Annotated in this window: 17 protein-coding genes; 5 read left to right on the top strand and 12 right to left on the bottom strand. The window is 70.2% G+C overall.

All coding sequences use genetic code 11. The annotated features are described in order from the left end of the window. Positions 1-30: 30 nt before the first annotated feature. From pdxY to QQG74_RS10400, 5 genes are all read right to left on the bottom strand, one after another. Positions 31-882, bottom strand: a complete 852-nt coding sequence (gene pdxY / locus QQG74_RS10420) for a pyridoxal kinase PdxY (protein WP_341720086.1) — start codon at positions 880-882, stop codon at positions 31-33. A gap of 85 nt (positions 883-967) precedes the next feature. Next, positions 968-2545 carry an alpha/beta hydrolase gene (locus QQG74_RS10415; RefSeq protein ID WP_341720085.1) on the bottom strand — a complete coding sequence of 526 codons (1578 nt, stop codon included), beginning with the start codon at positions 2543-2545 and terminating at the stop codon, positions 968-970. 341 nt (positions 2546-2886) lie between these two features. Then, on the bottom strand, positions 2887-4470 hold the full coding sequence (locus QQG74_RS10410; protein ID WP_341720084.1) for a GGDEF domain-containing protein: 1584 nt from the start codon (positions 4468-4470) through the stop codon (positions 2887-2889). A gap of 88 nt (positions 4471-4558) precedes the next feature. Next, a complete protein-coding gene (locus QQG74_RS10405) occupies positions 4559-5458 on the bottom strand; it encodes an RNA polymerase sigma-70 factor (protein WP_341720083.1) in 900 nt (299 codons plus the stop codon). Between the two features lie 131 nt (positions 5459-5589). Beyond that, positions 5590-6243 (bottom strand): DUF4360 domain-containing protein, encoded by a 654-nt coding sequence (locus QQG74_RS10400; protein ID WP_341720082.1) that lies wholly within the window; start codon positions 6241-6243, stop codon positions 5590-5592. Positions 6244-6721: 478 nt separating this feature from the next. Between QQG74_RS10400 and QQG74_RS10395 the strand changes: the two genes are divergently transcribed. Continuing rightward, the gene (locus tag QQG74_RS10395) at positions 6722-7369 is read left to right on the top strand and encodes a DUF4360 domain-containing protein (RefSeq protein ID WP_341720081.1); all 648 of its coding nucleotides are present in this window, start codon (positions 6722-6724) and stop codon (positions 7367-7369) included. Between the two features lie 64 nt (positions 7370-7433). Here the strand turns inward: QQG74_RS10395 and QQG74_RS10390 are convergent, their stop codons facing one another. Genes QQG74_RS10390 through QQG74_RS10380 form a run of 3 tightly spaced genes read right to left on the bottom strand, consistent with a single transcriptional unit; the run spans position 7434 to position 10724 of the window. Continuing rightward, on the bottom strand, positions 7434-9809 hold the full coding sequence (locus tag QQG74_RS10390) for an excinuclease ABC subunit UvrA (protein WP_341720080.1): 2376 nt from the start codon (positions 9807-9809) through the stop codon (positions 7434-7436). Positions 9810-9858: 49 nt separating this feature from the next. Beyond that, positions 9859-10269, bottom strand: coding sequence for a VOC family protein (locus QQG74_RS10385; protein ID WP_341720079.1), 411 nt, complete (start codon positions 10267-10269; stop codon positions 9859-9861). A gap of 5 nt (positions 10270-10274) precedes the next feature. Further along, positions 10275-10724 carry a helix-turn-helix transcriptional regulator gene (locus QQG74_RS10380; RefSeq protein WP_341720078.1) on the bottom strand — a complete coding sequence of 150 codons (450 nt, stop codon included), beginning with the start codon at positions 10722-10724 and terminating at the stop codon, positions 10275-10277. A 77-nt stretch (positions 10725-10801) separates the two neighbouring features. Between QQG74_RS10380 and QQG74_RS10375 the strand changes: the two genes are divergently transcribed. Together QQG74_RS10375 and QQG74_RS10370 are read left to right on the top strand one after the other, a co-directional pair. Further along, positions 10802-11920, top strand: coding sequence for a sensor histidine kinase (locus tag QQG74_RS10375; protein ID WP_341721191.1), 1119 nt, complete (start codon positions 10802-10804; stop codon positions 11918-11920). Further along, positions 11917-12579 (top strand): response regulator transcription factor, encoded by a 663-nt coding sequence (locus QQG74_RS10370; RefSeq protein WP_341720077.1) that lies wholly within the window; start codon positions 11917-11919, stop codon positions 12577-12579. The genes QQG74_RS10375 and QQG74_RS10370 overlap by 4 nt, the downstream gene beginning before the upstream one ends. 4 nt (positions 12580-12583) lie before the next feature. Here QQG74_RS10370 and QQG74_RS10365 read toward each other — a convergent pair whose 3' ends face one another. Beyond that, the gene (locus tag QQG74_RS10365; RefSeq protein ID WP_341720076.1) at positions 12584-12931 is read right to left on the bottom strand and encodes a DUF6223 family protein; all 348 of its coding nucleotides are present in this window, start codon (positions 12929-12931) and stop codon (positions 12584-12586) included. A gap of 273 nt (positions 12932-13204) precedes the next feature. On the opposite strand from QQG74_RS10365, the gene QQG74_RS10360 reads away from it, so the two are divergent. Next, the gene (locus QQG74_RS10360) at positions 13205-13546 is read left to right on the top strand and encodes a hypothetical protein (protein ID WP_341720075.1); all 342 of its coding nucleotides are present in this window, start codon (positions 13205-13207) and stop codon (positions 13544-13546) included. On the opposite strand, the gene QQG74_RS10355 is transcribed toward QQG74_RS10360, so the two are convergent. Then, complete coding sequence (locus QQG74_RS10355; RefSeq protein ID WP_341720074.1) at positions 13543-14406, bottom strand: metallophosphoesterase; 864 nt, start codon at positions 14404-14406, stop codon at positions 13543-13545. The two genes, QQG74_RS10360 and QQG74_RS10355, sit on opposite strands and share 4 nt — an antisense overlap. Positions 14407-14616: 210 nt before the next feature. Here QQG74_RS10355 and QQG74_RS10350 point away from each other — a divergent pair, with 210 nt between their 5' ends. Further along, positions 14617-15519: a hypothetical protein gene (locus tag QQG74_RS10350; protein ID WP_341720073.1), complete on the top strand. Its 903-nt coding sequence runs from the start codon at positions 14617-14619 to the stop codon at positions 15517-15519. A 48-nt stretch (positions 15520-15567) separates the two neighbouring features. Here QQG74_RS10350 and QQG74_RS10345 read toward each other — a convergent pair whose 3' ends face one another. Together QQG74_RS10345 and QQG74_RS10340 are read right to left on the bottom strand one after the other, a co-directional pair. After that, positions 15568-16107, bottom strand: a complete 540-nt coding sequence (locus QQG74_RS10345; RefSeq protein ID WP_341720072.1) for a VOC family protein — start codon at positions 16105-16107, stop codon at positions 15568-15570. Positions 16108-16259: 152 nt separating this feature from the next. Then, the gene (locus tag QQG74_RS10340) at positions 16260-16436 is read right to left on the bottom strand and encodes a hypothetical protein (protein ID WP_341720071.1); all 177 of its coding nucleotides are present in this window, start codon (positions 16434-16436) and stop codon (positions 16260-16262) included. Positions 16437-16504: the final 68 nt, after the last annotated feature.

Below are 16504 nucleotides of genomic sequence, written 5' to 3'. Positions count from 1 at the left end.
GACGCGGCCGGGGAACTTGCGGTGGGGGCGTCAGCGCAGCTGGCGGGCGGTGAACCGGGTCGGCGGCTCGGCGATCGCGTCCTGGGCGGCGACCAGCTGGATCTCCCGGGTGCCCGCCGCGAGGGTCGTCTCGAGGACGGTGAAGACGGAGGCGACTGTGCGTTCCAGGGCCGTCGCGGGCGAACCCGTCGTGGTCAGGTGCGCCAGGTACAGCGCGGCGGTCACGTCGCCGCCGCCGTTCGGATTGATCGGCAGCAGCGGCGTGGTCACCGCCCAGGCGCCCTCGTCCGAGACGGCCACCACCTCCAGCGTCCCGGCCGGCAGGTCGCCGTGCAGCACGCTTGTCACCAGGACGTGCCGTGGCCCGGTCGCGCGTACCACGTCGACCGCCGCCAACAGCTCGGGCAGCGAGTTGGTGCTACGGCCGGCGAGGAAGTCCAGCTCGAAGTGGTTCGGGGTGATGATGTCGGCGCGCGGGACCACCACGTCGCGCAGGTACTCCGGGATGCCGGGCCGGACGAACATCCCCCGCCCGACGTCGCCCATCACCGGGTCGCAGCAGTAGACCGCGTCCGGGTTCGCGGTCTTCACAAGCGTCACCGCGTCGAGGATCACCGCGCCCATCGCCGGGTCGCCCTGGTAACCCGACAGGACCGCGTCGGCGTCGCCCAGGACCCCACGGTCCGCGATGCCCGCGATCACCTCGGCCACGTCGGCGGGCGGCAGCAGCGGGCCGCGCCACGCGCCGTACCCGGTGTGGTTGGAAAAATGGACCGTCAGCACCGGCCAGACCTCGTGACCGAGCCGTTGCAGGGGAAAGACGGCCGCCGAGTTGCCGACGTGGCCGTAGGCGACCGACGACTGGATGGACAGGATTCTCACGCGCCAATCATGACGCCTGGCCACCGAGGCGTGGCACGGTGGTGGCCGGGACCCGATCGGGTCCCGGCCACCACGGGGTGTCAGCTCAGCGCAGCCAGGTCGGCAGCTCCGGCTCCGCGCGCAGCGGAAGCATCTCCGGGGCCGGTCCCTCCGGCGGGCCCGCGGAACGGCCACGGGCGTCGTCCGCGGTGGTGCCCGGCGGCGGGGCGGCAGCGCACCGGGTGCCCGGCGCCGGTACGACCAGGTCGATCAGGTACCGGTCGATCGCCTCGTCGGCGCAGGCCACCCGGCCGTAGACGATGTGTCCCCAGCCCTCATAGGTGAGCAGCTCGGCGCGGTCGCCGAACTGGTCGGCGGCGCCCAGCGCCCAGTTGTAGCCGGTGGCGGGGTCGTGCAGCGAGTTGGCGAAGAGCAGCTTCGCCTCGTTGGTCGGGGTGATCCGACGCTGCGGGTTGTTCGCCGGGGTCGGCCAGCCCAGGCAGATCGCGCCCACCGCCGCCCGGGGCGGGTCCGGCAGATCCGGCGCGGCGGCCTGGGCGGCGGCGAGGATCGAGCGCCACTCGGCGTAGTCGCTGGCCTTGAGGTTCCAGTCCTGACAGAGAACCGCCTGGTACGCGAAGGAGACGACCGTCGGCTCGTTCTCGGCCGACCGGCGGGCCGGGGCAGCCGGCGTGGTCGACGGGCGGCCGGCGTCGAGCCGCTCCAGCTCACTGGCGATTCCGAGCCAGTAGGGCTGGTAGTTCAGGTTGCCCAGCACGAAGTTGACCAGGTCCAGCTTGGTGATCTTGTAGCTCGGGTCGTCCGGGTCCGGCAGTTCGCCACGGTCGGCACGCTCCAGCAGTCGCCGCCAGAACTGCCGGATGTCGCGGCCGTACAGGGCACACTCGGTGAGCCGGGCGCAGCCGGCGACGAACTCGTTGAACGTGTCCTGCCCGGTGGCCGCCTGGGTGACGGCGAAGCCCCGGGCGTCCTGGCTGTGGTCCATCGTGCTGTCCGCGACGAGGGCCCGCACCCGGTCCGGATACAGCTCCGCATATTGCTGGGCCATCAGCGTGCCGTACGACATTCCGAAGAAGGTCAGTTTGTCGTCACCGACCGCCGCCCGGATGGCGTCGATGTCACGAATTACCTGAAGCGTGTCCACGTGGTCGAAAACCGGACCGGTGTGCGTACGGCAGTCGTCGGCCAGGGCCCGGCTCGCGGTGACCATGGTGGCGAAGTCGGTGGCCGTTTTGATCGGTCCGGCCGGCAACTCCAGGATCTTGTCGAGCGAACACCGGACCGGCGCGCTGCGGGCCACGCCACGCGGATCGAACCCGAGAATGTCGAAGTGCCGACGGAGGTCGTCGCTGTATCCGCCCCACAGTGCCGCGTCGACCCCCGAGCCACCCGGCCCACCCGGGTTGACCACAAGCGATCCGCGCCGCACGGCCGGGTCGGTGGCCGGCCGCTTGGCCAGCGCCAGAGCGATCGAGGGGCCGTCCGGATCGGCCCAGTCGACAGGCACCTCAAGGGTGCCGCACAGGGCTTCCGCGTCCTGCTCGCAGGGGGCCCACTGCACGGCCTCGACCGGGGCCGCCGAGGCGACCGGCGGAGCCAGCGGCAGCAACGTCAATCCCGCCGCCGCACCGACAAGCAATTGTCGGATCAGTTTTCGGTGCATGCTCCCTCTCCCAGGTAATTGCCGGCCATTGCCGGACCGTGCCGACGTTAGCGAATCGAACGAAGGGGCGAGGTTACATGATTATGTCGCCAAAATGGCCCGCGTTGAAACGCCGAGAATTGACCGGCAGAACAACCGGCAGAACTTCCTGCACTACATTCCTGCCGTTCTTGTCGAATGCTGAGGTCACTGGTCGTCGGCGAAATCGGGGCAGGTTTCCGCAATCGTTGAAACATTGCTGCGGGTGCCTGGCTGTCAAGATGGCCGACGTCACAGGCAGCCATGCGGGCGGGGCCCTCCCACCCGGCGCACCCGGTCCCCGCCGCTTCGCCGTTGGCAGGTCAGGAGCTGGCCGTGGCCCGGTTGCCGCCCGCGCGTTTGGCCGCGTACATGGCGCTGTCGGCGCGGGTGAGGGTCTCGTCGATCAGGTACGCCGGCCCACTGGCGACCCCGACGCTGACGTTCACCGGCCAGGCCGTCAGGCCGGCGATGGCGGCCACGGTCCGCTTGGCCACCTCGGTGGCGGCCCCGGTGTCGGCGCCGGGCAGGATGGCCACGAACTCGTCACCGCCCAACCGCGCCACGAAGTCACCCTTGCGTACCTTGCTGGTGAGCAGCTCCGCGACGGCCCGCAGCACATCGTCGCCGGTGGCGTGCCCCAGCGAGTCGTTGATCTGCTTGAACCGGTCGATGTCCACGGTCAACACCGCCACCGGTTGATCCGCGACGGTGCCGGGGGCGGTCAGGTTCCGCAGGAAGATGTCCAGACCGCGACGGTTGGCCACCCCGGTGAGCGGGTCGGTCCGCGCCGCCCGCTCGGCCTGCTCGTGCTGCCAGCGCAGCACGTCGTACGACTGCATCGTCATCGCCGTGTGCAGCCAGCGCTGCCGCTGCCGCCAGAGCAGTTCGGCAAGCGCGTCACCGTAGGTGAGCCCGGGTACGGCGTCGGACGAGCCGGTGGCCGACAGCAGCACCGCGTGCGTGCGGTGCAGGGCCGCCGAGATCAGCCAGTCCGGATCGGGGGCGAGGGAGGCGACGGCGTCCTGGATGACCCGTAGCGCCTCCTCGGGCCGGCCCGAGCGACGCAGCGCGACGGCGTGAAAGGGCCGGCACAGCAGCAGCTCCTGGTGTTGTTCCCGCAGGCCGAAGGTCTCCAGCAGGCCGATGTACCGGGGGATGTCGACGGCCGCACCCGCCGGGTCCTGGCGGTCGGCGCGGGAACAGGCCGCGTACAGCAGCGCCGACAGCCGCCACACCTCCGCCTGCGGTCCGGACGCCTCCGCCGCCGCCCGCACCGCGTACTCCTCGGCGACCGTGGTGTGTTTCTCCGCCTCGGCGACCTGACCTATCTGGTACAGCTCCAGCGCCCACATCAGGTTGAGCTCCGCCAGGTTGCACAGCCACATCGCGCGGTTGCCGTTGTCCGGGTACGACGCCCGGCAGGCCGCCTCGTACGCGGCCTGGAACTGCGGCCCGGCCAGCTCGTAGAGGCGCAGTTGGGCGTAGCCGATGGCGATTCCGGTGCGGGCGTTGCCCCGGATGACCGGGTCGGGTTCGTCGGCGAGCAGGGCGGTCTCCGCGCTCACCAGATCGCGTAGCACCGCCTCGATGTCGTACTCGGCGATGTCCTGGTCGCCGAGGCGCAGCCGTCTGGTGGCCCGCAGCGACAGAGCGCAGGAGCGCCAGCCGGCGCTGCCCTCGCGATCCGCGGCGGCGAGCATCAGATCGGCGGCGGCGATGGCCGCGCGCAGGTCGCCCAACCGGGTCAACGCCACGACGCGCGCGAAGTGCATCGCCGCCGGGCCGTCGGGAAGCTCTCCGGTGGGTTCGCGCAGCGCCGCTTCGGCGACGGTAAGCACTCGGGCGGCACCGCCGGCCTGAGCCTCCTCAAGGAGGTTCAGGGCCCGGAGGGTCACATCGTCCACGCGGTCCTCCGCGCCGCCCTGGGAAGGAAACAGACCGATGTTACGGCACGCCGTACGGTTCGCGGGAAGGCACGTCGGCCGGGCGGGCTCAGCGGCTCACCCTGATCTCCCGCTGCACCCCGGACAGCTTCTGCGGGTTGCGTACGTAGTAGAGCCCGGTGACCAGGCGGTTGTCGAGCCGCACCGCCAGCACCCCGTCGAGCTGCCCGTTGAGCCGGACGATAAGCGCCGGGGACCCGTTGATCAGCGCCGGTTCGACGGAGAGTTCACCGTCGGCCCGCTTCAGGCCGGTGGTGAACAGGCGCGCCGCCTTGTCGGCCCCGACGACCGGCTTCGGCAGGGCCTGCCGGACCCCACCACCGTCGGCCAACAGGACGACGTCCGGCGCCAGGATGTCGAGCAGACCTTGCAGGTCGCCGGTTTCGACCGCCCGTTGGAAGGCACCGAGCGCCGCCCGGGTCTCGCGGACGTCGACGGTCTCCCGGGGCCGACGCGCGGCGACGTGGGCCCGCGCCCGGTGAGCGATCTGCCGTACCGCGACCGGGCTCTTGTCGACGGCTTCGGCGATCTCGTCGTAGCCCACGTCGAAGACCTCACGCAGCACGAAGACGGCCCGTTCGGTCGGCGTGAGCGTCTCCAGCACCAGCAGCATCGCCATCGAGACGCTCTCGGCCAGCTCGACGTCCTCGGCCACGTCCGGGGTGGTCAGCAGTGGCTCGGGCAGCCACGTGCCGAAGTAGGTCTCCTTGCGGCGGCCGAGCGTACGCAGCCGGGTAAGCGCCTGCCGGGTGGTGATGCGGACCAGGTAGGCCCGCTGGTCGCGGACCGTGTCGAGCTCGACGCCGGCCCAGCGCAGCCAGGTCTCCTGGAGCACGTCCTCGGCGTCGGCGGCCGAGCCGAGCAACTCGTACGCGACGGTGAAGAGCAGGTTGCGATGGGCGACGAAGGTCTCGGTAGCCGGATCCGGACGACCGTCCTCGCTCGCCATGGGGTGCCTCCTGTCCGCTCGCGGTCGACTGTCCACGCACCAGACGCCCGGCGCCACTGTTTCGTGACACCGGGCGTACCCATCGCGGGTCTTCGGCACGACCACCGGGTCGGCCGCGGCGGGTCAGCGGATCAGCACCTGGTCCAGTTCAGGTTGAACAGGGTGTCGACGTCGCCGTCGGTGGCCGTCATCGACATGCTGCTGCGCCCGCTGGAGGTGCCGGCGTCCACCCGCAGCTCGGTGTTGATGTTGAGGACCCGCTGCTGTTCACAGGGTAGGTAGATCAGCGCATGGGCGACGTCCCGGGTGCTCCAGAAGCCGTTGTACGGGCCCGCGAACGTCACCTCGGTACGGCCGCTGTCCGACGAGCCCTGCCAGTAGTAGTTGGTGCGTTGCAGGCCGGTCGCACCGGCGGAGAGCCGGGCCCGGCCCCGGTAGTCCACCGCGGCCACCGCGAAGGTCCAGCCGGCCGGCACGGTCAGCACCACGCCGAGCTGGCAGTTCTTCCGGCGGGCGGTCGTGTCGACGCCGCTGCCCGCCTCCGCGACGAAGTCGCTGTAGCGGATCCGGAACCCGGTCTTGTCGGAGTTGGCGACGACCCGGGCCGTGCCGGGCGCGCAGCCCGAGCCGTTGGCGGCCACCACCTCGGCGGTGATGTTGCCGTCCGGCACCGTTTCCGGGGTAGCGACGGTACTGGCCTGGGCCGGCGCGGACAGTGCGAGCGTGAGCACCGCGCCGAGCACGGTGACGACGCCCTTTCTCGCGACGGCAACTCGTTCTCTCATATCATTCCTCTCAGTACGGGGGCACCCTCGACCGCAATAGCGCATGAATCGTCGCCAGCCATCGAATGCACACATTCTGCGAGCCTCGGGCAACCGCCCCCAGCGTCGAGTTAGATTGCTTCGGCCACGACCTGCGACGAATGCTAGCGGCGCCTCCGCGAGCCAGGCAAGCATTCATTGTGATCGATTCGTAACCTTCCCATAACACGGAATCGAGCAGCTCAGCACCGCCAAATGCAAGGTCAACCCAGGCCCAGTTCCCCACAAATGCCGCGAAACGGCCGCCGGTATCGCGGCAATCGATCGCACTCGCGCGGGATGCCGGTTTTTGCGGGCCCGAACCGACCGGGTGCCGGATGCGAATTCACCTCACCTTGAACGAGAGTTCAATGAACGCAAAAGGCCGTTGACGTTGATCTATATGTCTAATTACATTGGTGGCCCACCATCAACCACGCATCGAACTGAAGGGAGTTCCATGCGAAAATTGTTTGCAGGTGGCGCCGTAGTGCTCGCGCTACTTGCCCCGTCACTGACCGCGGGCGCACCCGCGTCGGCCAGCCCAATCATGAACAACCCGCCGCCGGACCAGGTCGTGATCGACCTGGTGGCGATGGCCGGCTCCGGCTGTCGGCCCGGCACCGCCGACGTCGCGGTCTCCCCGGACAACAAGGCCTTCACCACGATCTACAGCGACTACCTGGTTCAGGCCGGTCCCGGCATCTCGGTCACCGAAGGCCGCCGCAACTGCCAGCTCAACGTCCTGGTGCATGTGCCGAACGGCTACACGTTCGCGATCGTCAAGGTGGACTACCGCGGGTACGGCCTGCTCAACCGGGGCGCGGTGGCCAACCAGCTGGCCAACTACTACTTCCAGGGCATGACCCAGACCACGACCACAAACCACCGCATCGCCGCCCCGTTGGACGACAACTGGCTGATCACCGACGAGGTACCGATCGCCTCCGCGGTCTGGCACCCCTGCGGTGAGGTGCGCAACCTCAACATCAACACGGAGCTGCGGCTCAGTCGGGGCACCTCGACCGGCACCAGCTTCCTGACGATGGACTCCACCGACGGCAGCATCACCACCATGTACCACCTGGCCTGGGCCGCCTGCCCGTAACCACTGAGTGGGTCTTGGTGCGAGAGCGCCCCGCCGAGGGGCACTTTCGCACCAAGACCCGTGTTCAGGACCTGATGTAGTCGGCCAGGTGGCGGCCGGTCAGGGTGGTGGGGTCAGCGGTCAGCTCGGCGGGGGTGCCCTCGAAGACGATCCGGCCGCCGTCGTGGCCCGCGCCGGGGCCGAGATCGATGATCCAGTCGGCGTGCGCCATGACCGCCTGGTGATGCTCGATGACGATTACCGACCGGCCGGAGTCGACCAGCCGGTCGAGCAGACCGAGCAGTTGCTCCACGTCGGCCAGATGCAGACCGGTGGTCGGCTCGTCGAGGACGTAGCTGCCGCCCTTGTCGGTCAGGTGGGTGGCCAGCCGCAACCGCTGCCGTTCGCCGCCGGAGAGCGTGGTGAGCGGCTGGCCCAGCGTCAGATAGCCGAGGCCGACATCGACGAGCCGGGTGAGGATGGCGTGGGCGGCCGGCAGCCGCGACTCGCCACCGCCGAAGAACTCCTCGGCCTCGGTCACCGGCATCGCGAGCACCTCGCTGATGTTGCGGCCACCGAACCGGTACTCCAGCACCTCGGCCTGGAACCGCTTGCCCTCGCACTGCTCGCAGACCGTGGCGACACCCGCCATCATCGCCAGGTCGCTGTAGATCACACCGGCGCCATTGCAGGTCGGGCAGGCCCCCTCGGAGTTCGCGCTGAACAACGCCGGCTTCACGCCGTTGGCCTTGGCGAACGCCTTACGAATCGGATCGAGCAGCCCGGTGTACGTCGCCGGGTTGCTCCGGCGCGAGCCGCGGATCGCGCCCTGGTCGATCGCGACCACGCCGTCGCGCCCCGACACCGAACCGTGGATCAGCGAACTCTTGCCCGAGCCCGCCACCCCGGTGACCACGACCAGTACGCCGAGCGGAATGTCGACGTCGACGTCGCGCAGGTTGTGGGTGTTGGCGCCGCGCACCTGGAGCACGCCCGACGGGGTACGCACCTTCTCCTTGAGCGTGGCCCGGTCGTCGAGGTGGCGACCGGTGAGCGTGCCGCTGGCCCGTAGCCCCTCGACGGTGCCCTCGAAGCAGACGGTGCCGCCCGCCGTGCCGGCGCCGGGACCCAGGTCGACCACGTGGTCGGCGATGGCGATCACCTCCGGCTTGTGCTCCACCACGAGCACGGTGTTGCCCTTGTCCCGGAGCCGTAGCAGCAGGTTGTTCATGCGCTGGATGTCGTGCGGGTGCAGCCCGATCGTCGGCTCGTCGAAGACGTATGTGACGTCGGTGAGCGACGACCCGAGGTGGCGGATCATCTTGGTGCGCTGCGCCTCGCCGCCGGAGAGCGTGCCCGACGGCCGGTCGAGGCTGAGGTAACCGAGCCCGATCTCGACGAACGAGTCGAGGGTCTCCCCCAGCGCCGCCAGCAGCGGCGTCACGGACGGTTCGTCAAGCGCCCGTACCCAGTCGGCGAGGTCGCTGATCTGCATCGCGCAGCAGTCCGCGATGTTGATCCCCTTGATCTTCGAGGACCGGGCCGGCGCGCTGAGCCGGGTGCCGGCACAGTCGGGGCAGGTGGTGAAGATGACCGCCCGATCCACGAACGCGCGGATGTGCGGCTGCATCGCCTCGCGGTCCTTGGACAGGAACGACTTCTGGATGGTCGGGATCAGCCCCGAGTACGTCAGGTTGATCCCCTCGACCTTGATCTTGGTCGGTTCCTTGTACAGCAGGTCGTCCAGTTCCCGCTTGCTGAACCTGCGGATCGGCTTGTCCGGATCGAAGTACCCGCAGCCCCGGAAGATCCGGCCGTACCAACCCTCCATGCTGTAGCCGGGAATCGTGATCGCGCCCTCGTTCAGCGACTTGCTGTCGTCGTACAGGGCGGAGAGGTCGAAATCGCTCACCCGGCCCATGCCCTCGCAGCGCGGGCACATGCCGCCGGTGATGTTGAAGCTCCGCCGTTCCTTCGTGGTACGCCCGCCGCGCTCGATGGTGACGGCGCCGGCACCGCTGATCGAGGCCACGTTGAAGGAGAATGCCTGGGGCGAGCCGATGTGCGGCTGGCCGAGACGGCTGAACAGGATCCGCAGCATCGCGTTGGCGTCGGTGACGGTGCCGACCGTGGAGCGGACGTTTGCGCCCATCCGCTCCTGGTCGACGATGATCGCGGTGGTCAGCCCATCGAGCACGTCGACGTCGGGGCGGGCCAGCGACGGCATGAAGCCCTGAAGGAACGCGCTGTAGGTCTCGTTGATCATCCGCTGCGACTCGGCGGCGATGGTGCTGAACACCAGCGAACTCTTGCCCGAGCCGGAGACGCCCGTGAACACCGTCAGCCGGCGCTTCGGGATCTCGACGCTGATGTCCTTGAGGTTGTTCTCGCGGGCACCCCGCACCCGGATCAGGTCATGGCTGTCGGCGACGTGTGACGCGGCCGACCGGGTTTCCGTCATGCTCTTCCTGTCTCTGCCGGGTGCCGGGCGACGCGAGAACTGCGTCCGCTCAGCGCTGCTCCTGGATGCGGACCATGTTGCCCGCCGCGTCCCGGACGGCGCAGTCCCGCACCCCGTACGGCTGCTCGATCGGCTCCTGGACGATCTCGACCCCGCTGGCCTGGAGCCGCTCGAAGGTGCCGTCGAGATCCTTGGTGGCGAGCACGACCATGGCGTAGGTGCCCTTGGCCATCATCTCCGTGATCACGCGACGCTCGTCGTCGGTGATGCCGGGGTCGGCCGCCGGTGGGTGCAGGACGATCGACGTGCCGGGCTGACCGGGTGGGCCGACCGTGATCCAGCGCATGCCGTCGTAGCCGACGTCGTTGCGGACTTCGAAGCCGAGGACGTCGCGGTAGAAGGCCAGCGCGGCGTCCGGATCGTTCTGCGGCAGGAAGGTGTTCGCGATGGTGAGGTCCATGTCGGTCAGGCTAGTAGCGGACGCCTGAGCTGGGCTTCTCGATTCCTGATCGGTCTGGTCACCTGCTTTGTCACGCAGGACGGCAGACCCGCCGTGGTGCTTGTCACCTGACGGCGGTAGGCGCTGGGCGACATGCCGACCAGTTCGGTGAAGCGGGTGCTGAAGGTGCCGAGCGATGCGCAGCCGACCGCGAAACAGGCCTCGGTGACGGTGTGGTCGCCGCGCCGCAACAGGGCCATCGCCCGCTCGATGCGCCGGGTCATCAGGTACGCGTACGGCGATTCGCCGTAGGCGAGCCGGAACTGGCGGCTGAGATGCCCGGCCGACATGTTCGCGTCCCGGGCGAGCGCCTCGACGTTGAGCGGCTGCGCGTACTCCCGGTCCATCCGGTCCCGGACCCGGCGCAGGCGGGCGAGGTCACGCAACCGTTGCTCCTCGGCGGAACTGCTGGTCATCGGCTCATCATGCCACCGTAACGTCGCGTCCCGCCCCCACCCGTCGCCGAGCACCGCCTAGGCTTCGATCCGTGCTGATGCGCCAGTGGCCCGGGTGGGCGGCGAACACCTCGCTGGTGCTCGTGGTCGGCCTGGTCGCCCTCGCCGGCCTGGTGGTGCAGTCGCGGGGCGTCGACACCGTCGCCGAATGGGCGGCGCTGCTGATCGTGCTGGCCTCCGCCGGTGCGCTGAGTCTGCGTCGCCGCTACCCGGTGGCGGTGGGCGTGGCGGCGCTGGCCGCCGTCGGGGCGTACGGCGCGCTGCTGCACCGGCCCGGTCCGATCATGTTGGTCTTCGTCGTGGCGCTCTACACCGTGGTCGACGAGGGGCATCTCGCCGTCGCCGTCGGCCTGGGTCTCGCCTCGGTGCTCTCCTTTGCCGTCGCCGACAGCGGTAACCGGACCGCCGACAACGTGAACGGGGCCACCCTGCTGCACGCCGGCTGGCTGGTCGCGGTGATCGTCGGGGTGACCCGCAACCGGCGGGCGTACCTCGCCGAGGCCGAGGCCCGGGTGCTCGCCGCCGAGCAGCGTACCGAGGAGCAGGCCCGCCGCCGGGCCACCGAGGAGCGGCTACGCATCGCCCGCGAGCTGCACGACGCGCTCGGCCATCACCTCTCGCTGATCAACGTGCAGGCCAGCGCCGCGCTGTTCCGCCCGGATCCCGACCGGTCCACCCAGGCGCTCACCGCGATCAAGCAGACCAGCGGGGAGACCCTGCGTGAGTTGCGCGCCACGCTCGGCCTCCTGCGCCAGGATGATCGGGCGCCGGCCGTCCCCAGCCCCGGCCTGAACCGCCTGTACGAGCTGGTCACCGCCGCCGGACGGGCCGGGTTGGAGATCCGCACCGAGCTGACCGAGACCCGACCGCTGTCGCCGGACGTCGAGTTGGCGGCGTACCGGATCGTCCAGGAGTCGCTGACAAACGTGACCCGGCACGCCGACGCGACCGCCGTGACGATCCGGGTCCGACCCGACGGCGGCGATGTTCTGGTGGAGATCGAGGACGACGGCGCTGGCGCGCCCGGCCCGCCCGGCAACGGGATCGTCGGCATGGGTGAGCGGGTGCAGGCGCTGGGTGGCGAACTGACCACCGGCCCCGGCCCGGCCGGCGGCTTCCGGGTCCGCGCCCGCTTCCCGAGCGGGGTGGCGGTGTGATCCGGGTACTGCTCGCCGATGACCAGAACCTGGTCCGCGCCGGCTTCCGCGCCATCCTGGGCGGTACGGACGGCATCGAGGTCGTCGGTGAGGCCGCCGACGGCGCCGAGGCGGTGCGGCTCAGCCGGCAGTTGCGCCCGGATGTCGTCGCGATGGACATCCGGATGCCCGGCTTGGACGGCCTCACCGCCACCGGGGAGATCACCGCCAGCTCACCGGTCCGGGTGATCATCCTGACCACCTTCGACCTGGACGACTACGTCTACGGCGCGCTACGGGCCGGCGCGAGCGGCTTCCTGGTCAAGGACACCGAACCGGCCGAACTGATCCACGCGATCCGGGTGGTGGCGCGGGGCGACGCGCTGATCGCGCCCTCGATCACCCGCCGGCTGATCTCCGAGTTCGCCGCCCGGGTGCCGCATCCGGACCCGGGACCACGGCTGCGCCTGCTCACCGAACGCGAGCGCGAGGTGCTGGTGCTGGTCGCCGCCGGGCTGTCCAACGACGAGATCGCGGCGCGGCTGGTGCTCAGCCCGGCCACCGCGAAGACGCACGTCAGCCGGATCATGACCAAGACCCGGGTGCGGGACCGGGCGCAGCTGGTGATCCTCGCGTACGAGTCCGGCCTGACCGTGCCGGGCTGGCTCCACCGGTCCTGACCGGTCAGCCGGTGCGACGGCGCCGGGCCAGCGCCAGCCCGCCGAGGACGGCGGCGACCAGGCCCACCGCCAGCGCGACGTAGGCCCCGCCACGGCCGTTGCCGGTGCCGATGCCACTGTCGGAGGTGGCCACCACCACCGCGCCGAGTGCCATGCCGACCACCCCGGCCAGCAGGGCTGCGGCGGCGCCGAGCGGTCCGGAACCGGTCCCGAACCGGCTGGCGGGACGGGCCAGCGCCAGCCCGCCGATGATCACGCCGGCCAACCCCAGCACGGCGGCGAGCAGGGCCCCGATCCGCCCGGCGCTCATGCTCGTGACACCGGGGGCGGCAAGCAGGTGGTAAACGTCCATCACAGATCTCCTTCGCACACCGAACGAGTACGCCTGGAGCGTAGGGAGGCCACCGCTGGCAGGTCGTCCTGCCGAAGTGGTCGATGGCGCTACCTCCCGGGTTGCGCGAGCGCCCGGCCGCGTACCACCACGGTTGCGGACGGACGCGCTGGCCACCAGGTCCGAGCAGATGCTCACCGCCACAGGCGTCTCACCGCCACGGTTGTCGGCCATGGCGGCGACGAAGCGGGCGAGCCGCCGACCGATGTCGGCCGACGGCTATTGTCGTCAGTCGTGAAAGACGATCACAGCGTGGTGTGGACGCTGCACCGGCGCGACGACGACCAGGTACTCGCCGAGCTGGTGGTGACCGGCGGCGACTTCCCGTGGCTGGACGCCCGCGTCCAGCCACGCGACGGGCTCGCCGAGCTTCGGCCGCTCTTCGCCGAACAACTGCGGCGGCTCGATGGCGACACCGACGTGGAGACCTCGGAGAGCGCGTACGAGGCGATCCGGAAGGCCGTCACGCTGCGGTACCCGGAGGGTGACGAGGTGCCCGAGTTCATTCTCCACATCGACGGCGACGCGGCCTGGTGGCGGTGGCACGACGAGCCGTTCGACCAGGAGGACGACTAGGTCGTGGCGGATCCCGGTGTGCCTGGTTCGGCGACGGGGAGGATCTGCCGCAGCTTCGGTGCCCACGGTCGCGGGCGCCACTCCCGGGGATAGCCCAACGACACCTCCTCGAACCGCACGCCGTCGTACCAGGTCGTACGCGGGATGTGCAGGTGCCCGTAGACCACGGCGGCGGCGCGGAACCGGGTGTGCCAGTCGGCCGTGCGCACCGTGCCGCACCACTGGGCGAACTCCGGATAGCGCAGCACCCGGGTCGGTTCCTGCACCAGCGGCCAGTGGTTGATCAGCACGGTGGGCAACTCGGGTTCGATCTCGTCGAGGCGGGCGGCGGTCTGCGCGACGCGCGCGGCGCACCACGCCTCCCGGCTCGGGTACGGGTCCGGATGCAGCAGCATCTCGTCGGTGCAGATCACGCCGCTCTGCTCGGCCCGGGCCATCGCCTCGGCCTTCGTCGTCGAGCCGGGCGGCAGGAACGTGTAGTCGTAGAGCAGGAAGAGCGGGGCCAGCACGACCGGGCCGCCGACGCCGCGCCACACCGGGTACGGGTCCTCCGGCGTGACCACGCCCAGCCCCCGCGCGACCTCGACCAGGCGTTCGTACCGCGCCACCCCGCGCAGCGGGTCGTCGCCGGGAATCGTCCACAGTTCATGGTTGCCGGGTGCCCACAGCACGGTGGCGAACCGCTTGGCGAGCACCTCAAGCGTCCAGGCGAGATGCTCTTCGGTCTCGCCCACGTCCCCGGCGATGATCAGCCAGTCCCGCTCGGACGAGGGCCGCAGGCTGGTAACGAACTCCCGGTTCTCGTCGTACCGGACATGCAGGTCACTGATCGCGTAGAGGCGACCCGTTGGGCTGTCCACCCCGGGGACGGTAGCAGTCGCCCGGTGGTGGTTCGAGATCGCCGGGTCCGTGCACCGGCAACCTCACCGAAACATGAATACCCACAGTAGTCAGATCTTGGATAACACCAGGTCAGGCGAACACGTAGCGTGAAAACGCCATTGCTGCACCCCCGCAGGCGACAGGCGTGGAGAGACGCCAGCTGCGGGTAGCGGAACAGGAGCAACACCATGTCAGCTCACACCGGACACCGCCGTCTCGTCGCGCGTACGCTCGCCCTCGTCCTGGGTGTCACCGGCGCGACCCTGGTCGTCCCGGCCACCTCGGCCACCGCCGCCGTACCCGGCCTGGTACGCATCGCCGCCGTCAGCGCCACCAACTCCGCCTCCTTCCGGAGCGTCACCGCCACCTGCCCGGCCGGCAAGGTGCTCACCGGCACCGGCTACGAGATCAACGGTGCGCTCGGCGAGGTCGTCGTGGACGACCTGCGCCCCAACGGCAGCACCATCAGCGCGCCAACCGCCGTCACGGTGGGCGCGTACGAGGCCGACCCTCTCGCCGGCAACTGGAACGTCACCGCGTACGCCATCTGCGCCAACCCGCTACCCGGACTGGTTCGGGTCACCACGGTCAGCCCCACCAACTCAAACGACTTCCACAGCACCACCGCGACCTGCCCGGCCGGCAAGCGACTCACCGGCACCGGCTACGAGATGACCGGCATCCTCGGCGAGGGCGTGGTGGACGACCTGCGCCCCAACGGCAGCACCATCAGCGCGCCAACCGCCGTCACGGTGGGCGCGTACGAGGCGGACAGCTTCCTCGGCAACTGGAACGTGCGGGCGTACGCCATCTGCGCCAACCCGCTACCCGGGCTGGTGCGGGTCACCGCGACCAGCGCCAGCAACTCGACCGACTCGCGCTTCGTCAGCGCCGCCTGCCCGGCTGCGAAGGTGCTGACCGGCGCCGGGTACGAGGTCGTTGGCGCGCTCGGCGAGGTCGTGGTGGACGACTTCCGGCCCAACGGCAACGCCGGCACCGCGCCCACCGCGGTCACCGCGGGAGCGTACGAGGAGGACGCCTACCCGAGCACGTGGCGGGTGCAGGCGTACGCCATCTGCGCGACCAGGTAGTACGAACGATCGGGCCGCCCCGGCAACCAGGGGCGGCCCGATCGCGGCTCAGGCCACGAAGATGCAGAACGGATGCCCGGCCGGGTCGGCGTAGACCCGGAACGGTTCGTCGGGGCCGTTCTTCTGGTCGGAGAGCAGGCGACCGCCCCGCGCCAGCACCCGCTCGTGCTGCGCCTTCAGCTCCTCGATGGAGGTCACGCTGAGGTCCAGATGCAGCTGTTGCGGCACCGGACCGTCGCCGTCGACCGTCTCCGCGACGGGCAACTGGACTGCGCCTTCCTGATCGGGGTGGAGCAGTCGTACGAGGATCTGGAGTTCAGCATCCTCCGGCCGGAACCACTGGCGTTGGTGGCCGCGCCGGAGAGCGGTTGCGGTCGACCCGCCGGCACCGAGGAGATCTTCAGCACGATGCTTGTCTGTTCCGACGTCGATGCCCGGCAGTGCCTGGCCTTTCCGCCTCAGGACACCCCCCTTCGCGGCCCCGCCCCGGCGGATGCTCAAGCTGAACTCGTTGGAGGCGGTCAAGCGCAGCGTCGCCAACGGGGTGGGTGCCGGGCTGCTGCCCGAGGTCGCGGTCTCCCGGGACATCGCGGCGGGTGTCCTCCACAAGGTGCCCTGGCGACCGGCCGATGCAGACGTTCACCCAGGCGGTGTGGCGACGCAGCAGCGCCCGTCATCCCGCCCTGGAGGTCGTGCTCGCCGCCGCCGAAACAGGTGATCCGGGAGGACTGAGCAACCCGTCACTCCCCCGCGAGTGCGGCGAGCAGCCTGCGCTGATCGGTCTTGCCGTGCTGGTTGACCGGCAGCGCGTCGGCCACCCGCATCCGGCTCGGTGCCATGTACGACGGCATGGACCGCGGACAGAAGGCCATGATGGCACTCTCCTCGACCGGCGGCGCGTCGGCGGCGAGGACCACGAAGGCGGCCAGCTCCGGCTCCCGGCCCGGCGCTGCGGTTCAAGCCGGGCGAGCGGCTCGTCCGGACG

The sequence above is a fragment of the Micromonospora sp. FIMYZ51 genome (assembly GCF_038246755.1).
Taxonomy (GTDB): Bacteria; Actinomycetota; Actinomycetes; order Mycobacteriales; family Micromonosporaceae; genus Micromonospora.
The sequence above is the reverse complement of the archived record's forward strand: the minus strand, read 5'-3'. Positions and strand labels throughout refer to the sequence as shown.

What these genes read in the sequence shown, in the direction of transcription:
- QQG74_RS10415 (WP_341720085.1), bottom strand. Translation starts at nt 2,545, where the DNA reads ATGCACCGAAAACTGATCCGACAATTGCTTGTCGGTGCGGCGGCGGGA.
- QQG74_RS10405 (WP_341720083.1), bottom strand. Translation starts at nt 5,458, where the DNA reads ATGGCGAGCGAGGACGGTCGTCCGGATCCGGCTACCGAGACCTTCGTC.
- QQG74_RS10400 (WP_341720082.1), bottom strand. Translation starts at nt 6,243, where the DNA reads ATGAGAGAACGAGTTGCCGTCGCGAGAAAGGGCGTCGTCACCGTGCTC.
- QQG74_RS10395 (WP_341720081.1), top strand. Translation starts at nt 6,722, where the DNA reads ATGCGAAAATTGTTTGCAGGTGGCGCCGTAGTGCTCGCGCTACTTGCC.
- QQG74_RS10390 (WP_341720080.1), bottom strand. Translation starts at nt 9,809, where the DNA reads ATGACGGAAACCCGGTCGGCCGCGTCACACGTCGCCGACAGCCATGAC.
- QQG74_RS10385 (WP_341720079.1), bottom strand. Translation starts at nt 10,269, where the DNA reads ATGGACCTCACCATCGCGAACACCTTCCTGCCGCAGAACGATCCGGAC.
- QQG74_RS10380 (WP_341720078.1), bottom strand. Translation starts at nt 10,724, where the DNA reads ATGACCAGCAGTTCCGCCGAGGAGCAACGGTTGCGTGACCTCGCCCGC.
- QQG74_RS10375 (WP_341721191.1), top strand. Translation starts at nt 10,802, where the DNA reads ATGCGCCAGTGGCCCGGGTGGGCGGCGAACACCTCGCTGGTGCTCGTG.
- QQG74_RS10365 (WP_341720076.1), bottom strand. Translation starts at nt 12,931, where the DNA reads ATGGACGTTTACCACCTGCTTGCCGCCCCCGGTGTCACGAGCATGAGC.
- QQG74_RS10350 (WP_341720073.1), top strand. Translation starts at nt 14,617, where the DNA reads ATGTCAGCTCACACCGGACACCGCCGTCTCGTCGCGCGTACGCTCGCC.
- QQG74_RS10345 (WP_341720072.1), bottom strand. Translation starts at nt 16,107, where the DNA reads ATGTCCCGGGAGACCGCGACCTCGGGCAGCAGCCCGGCACCCACCCCG.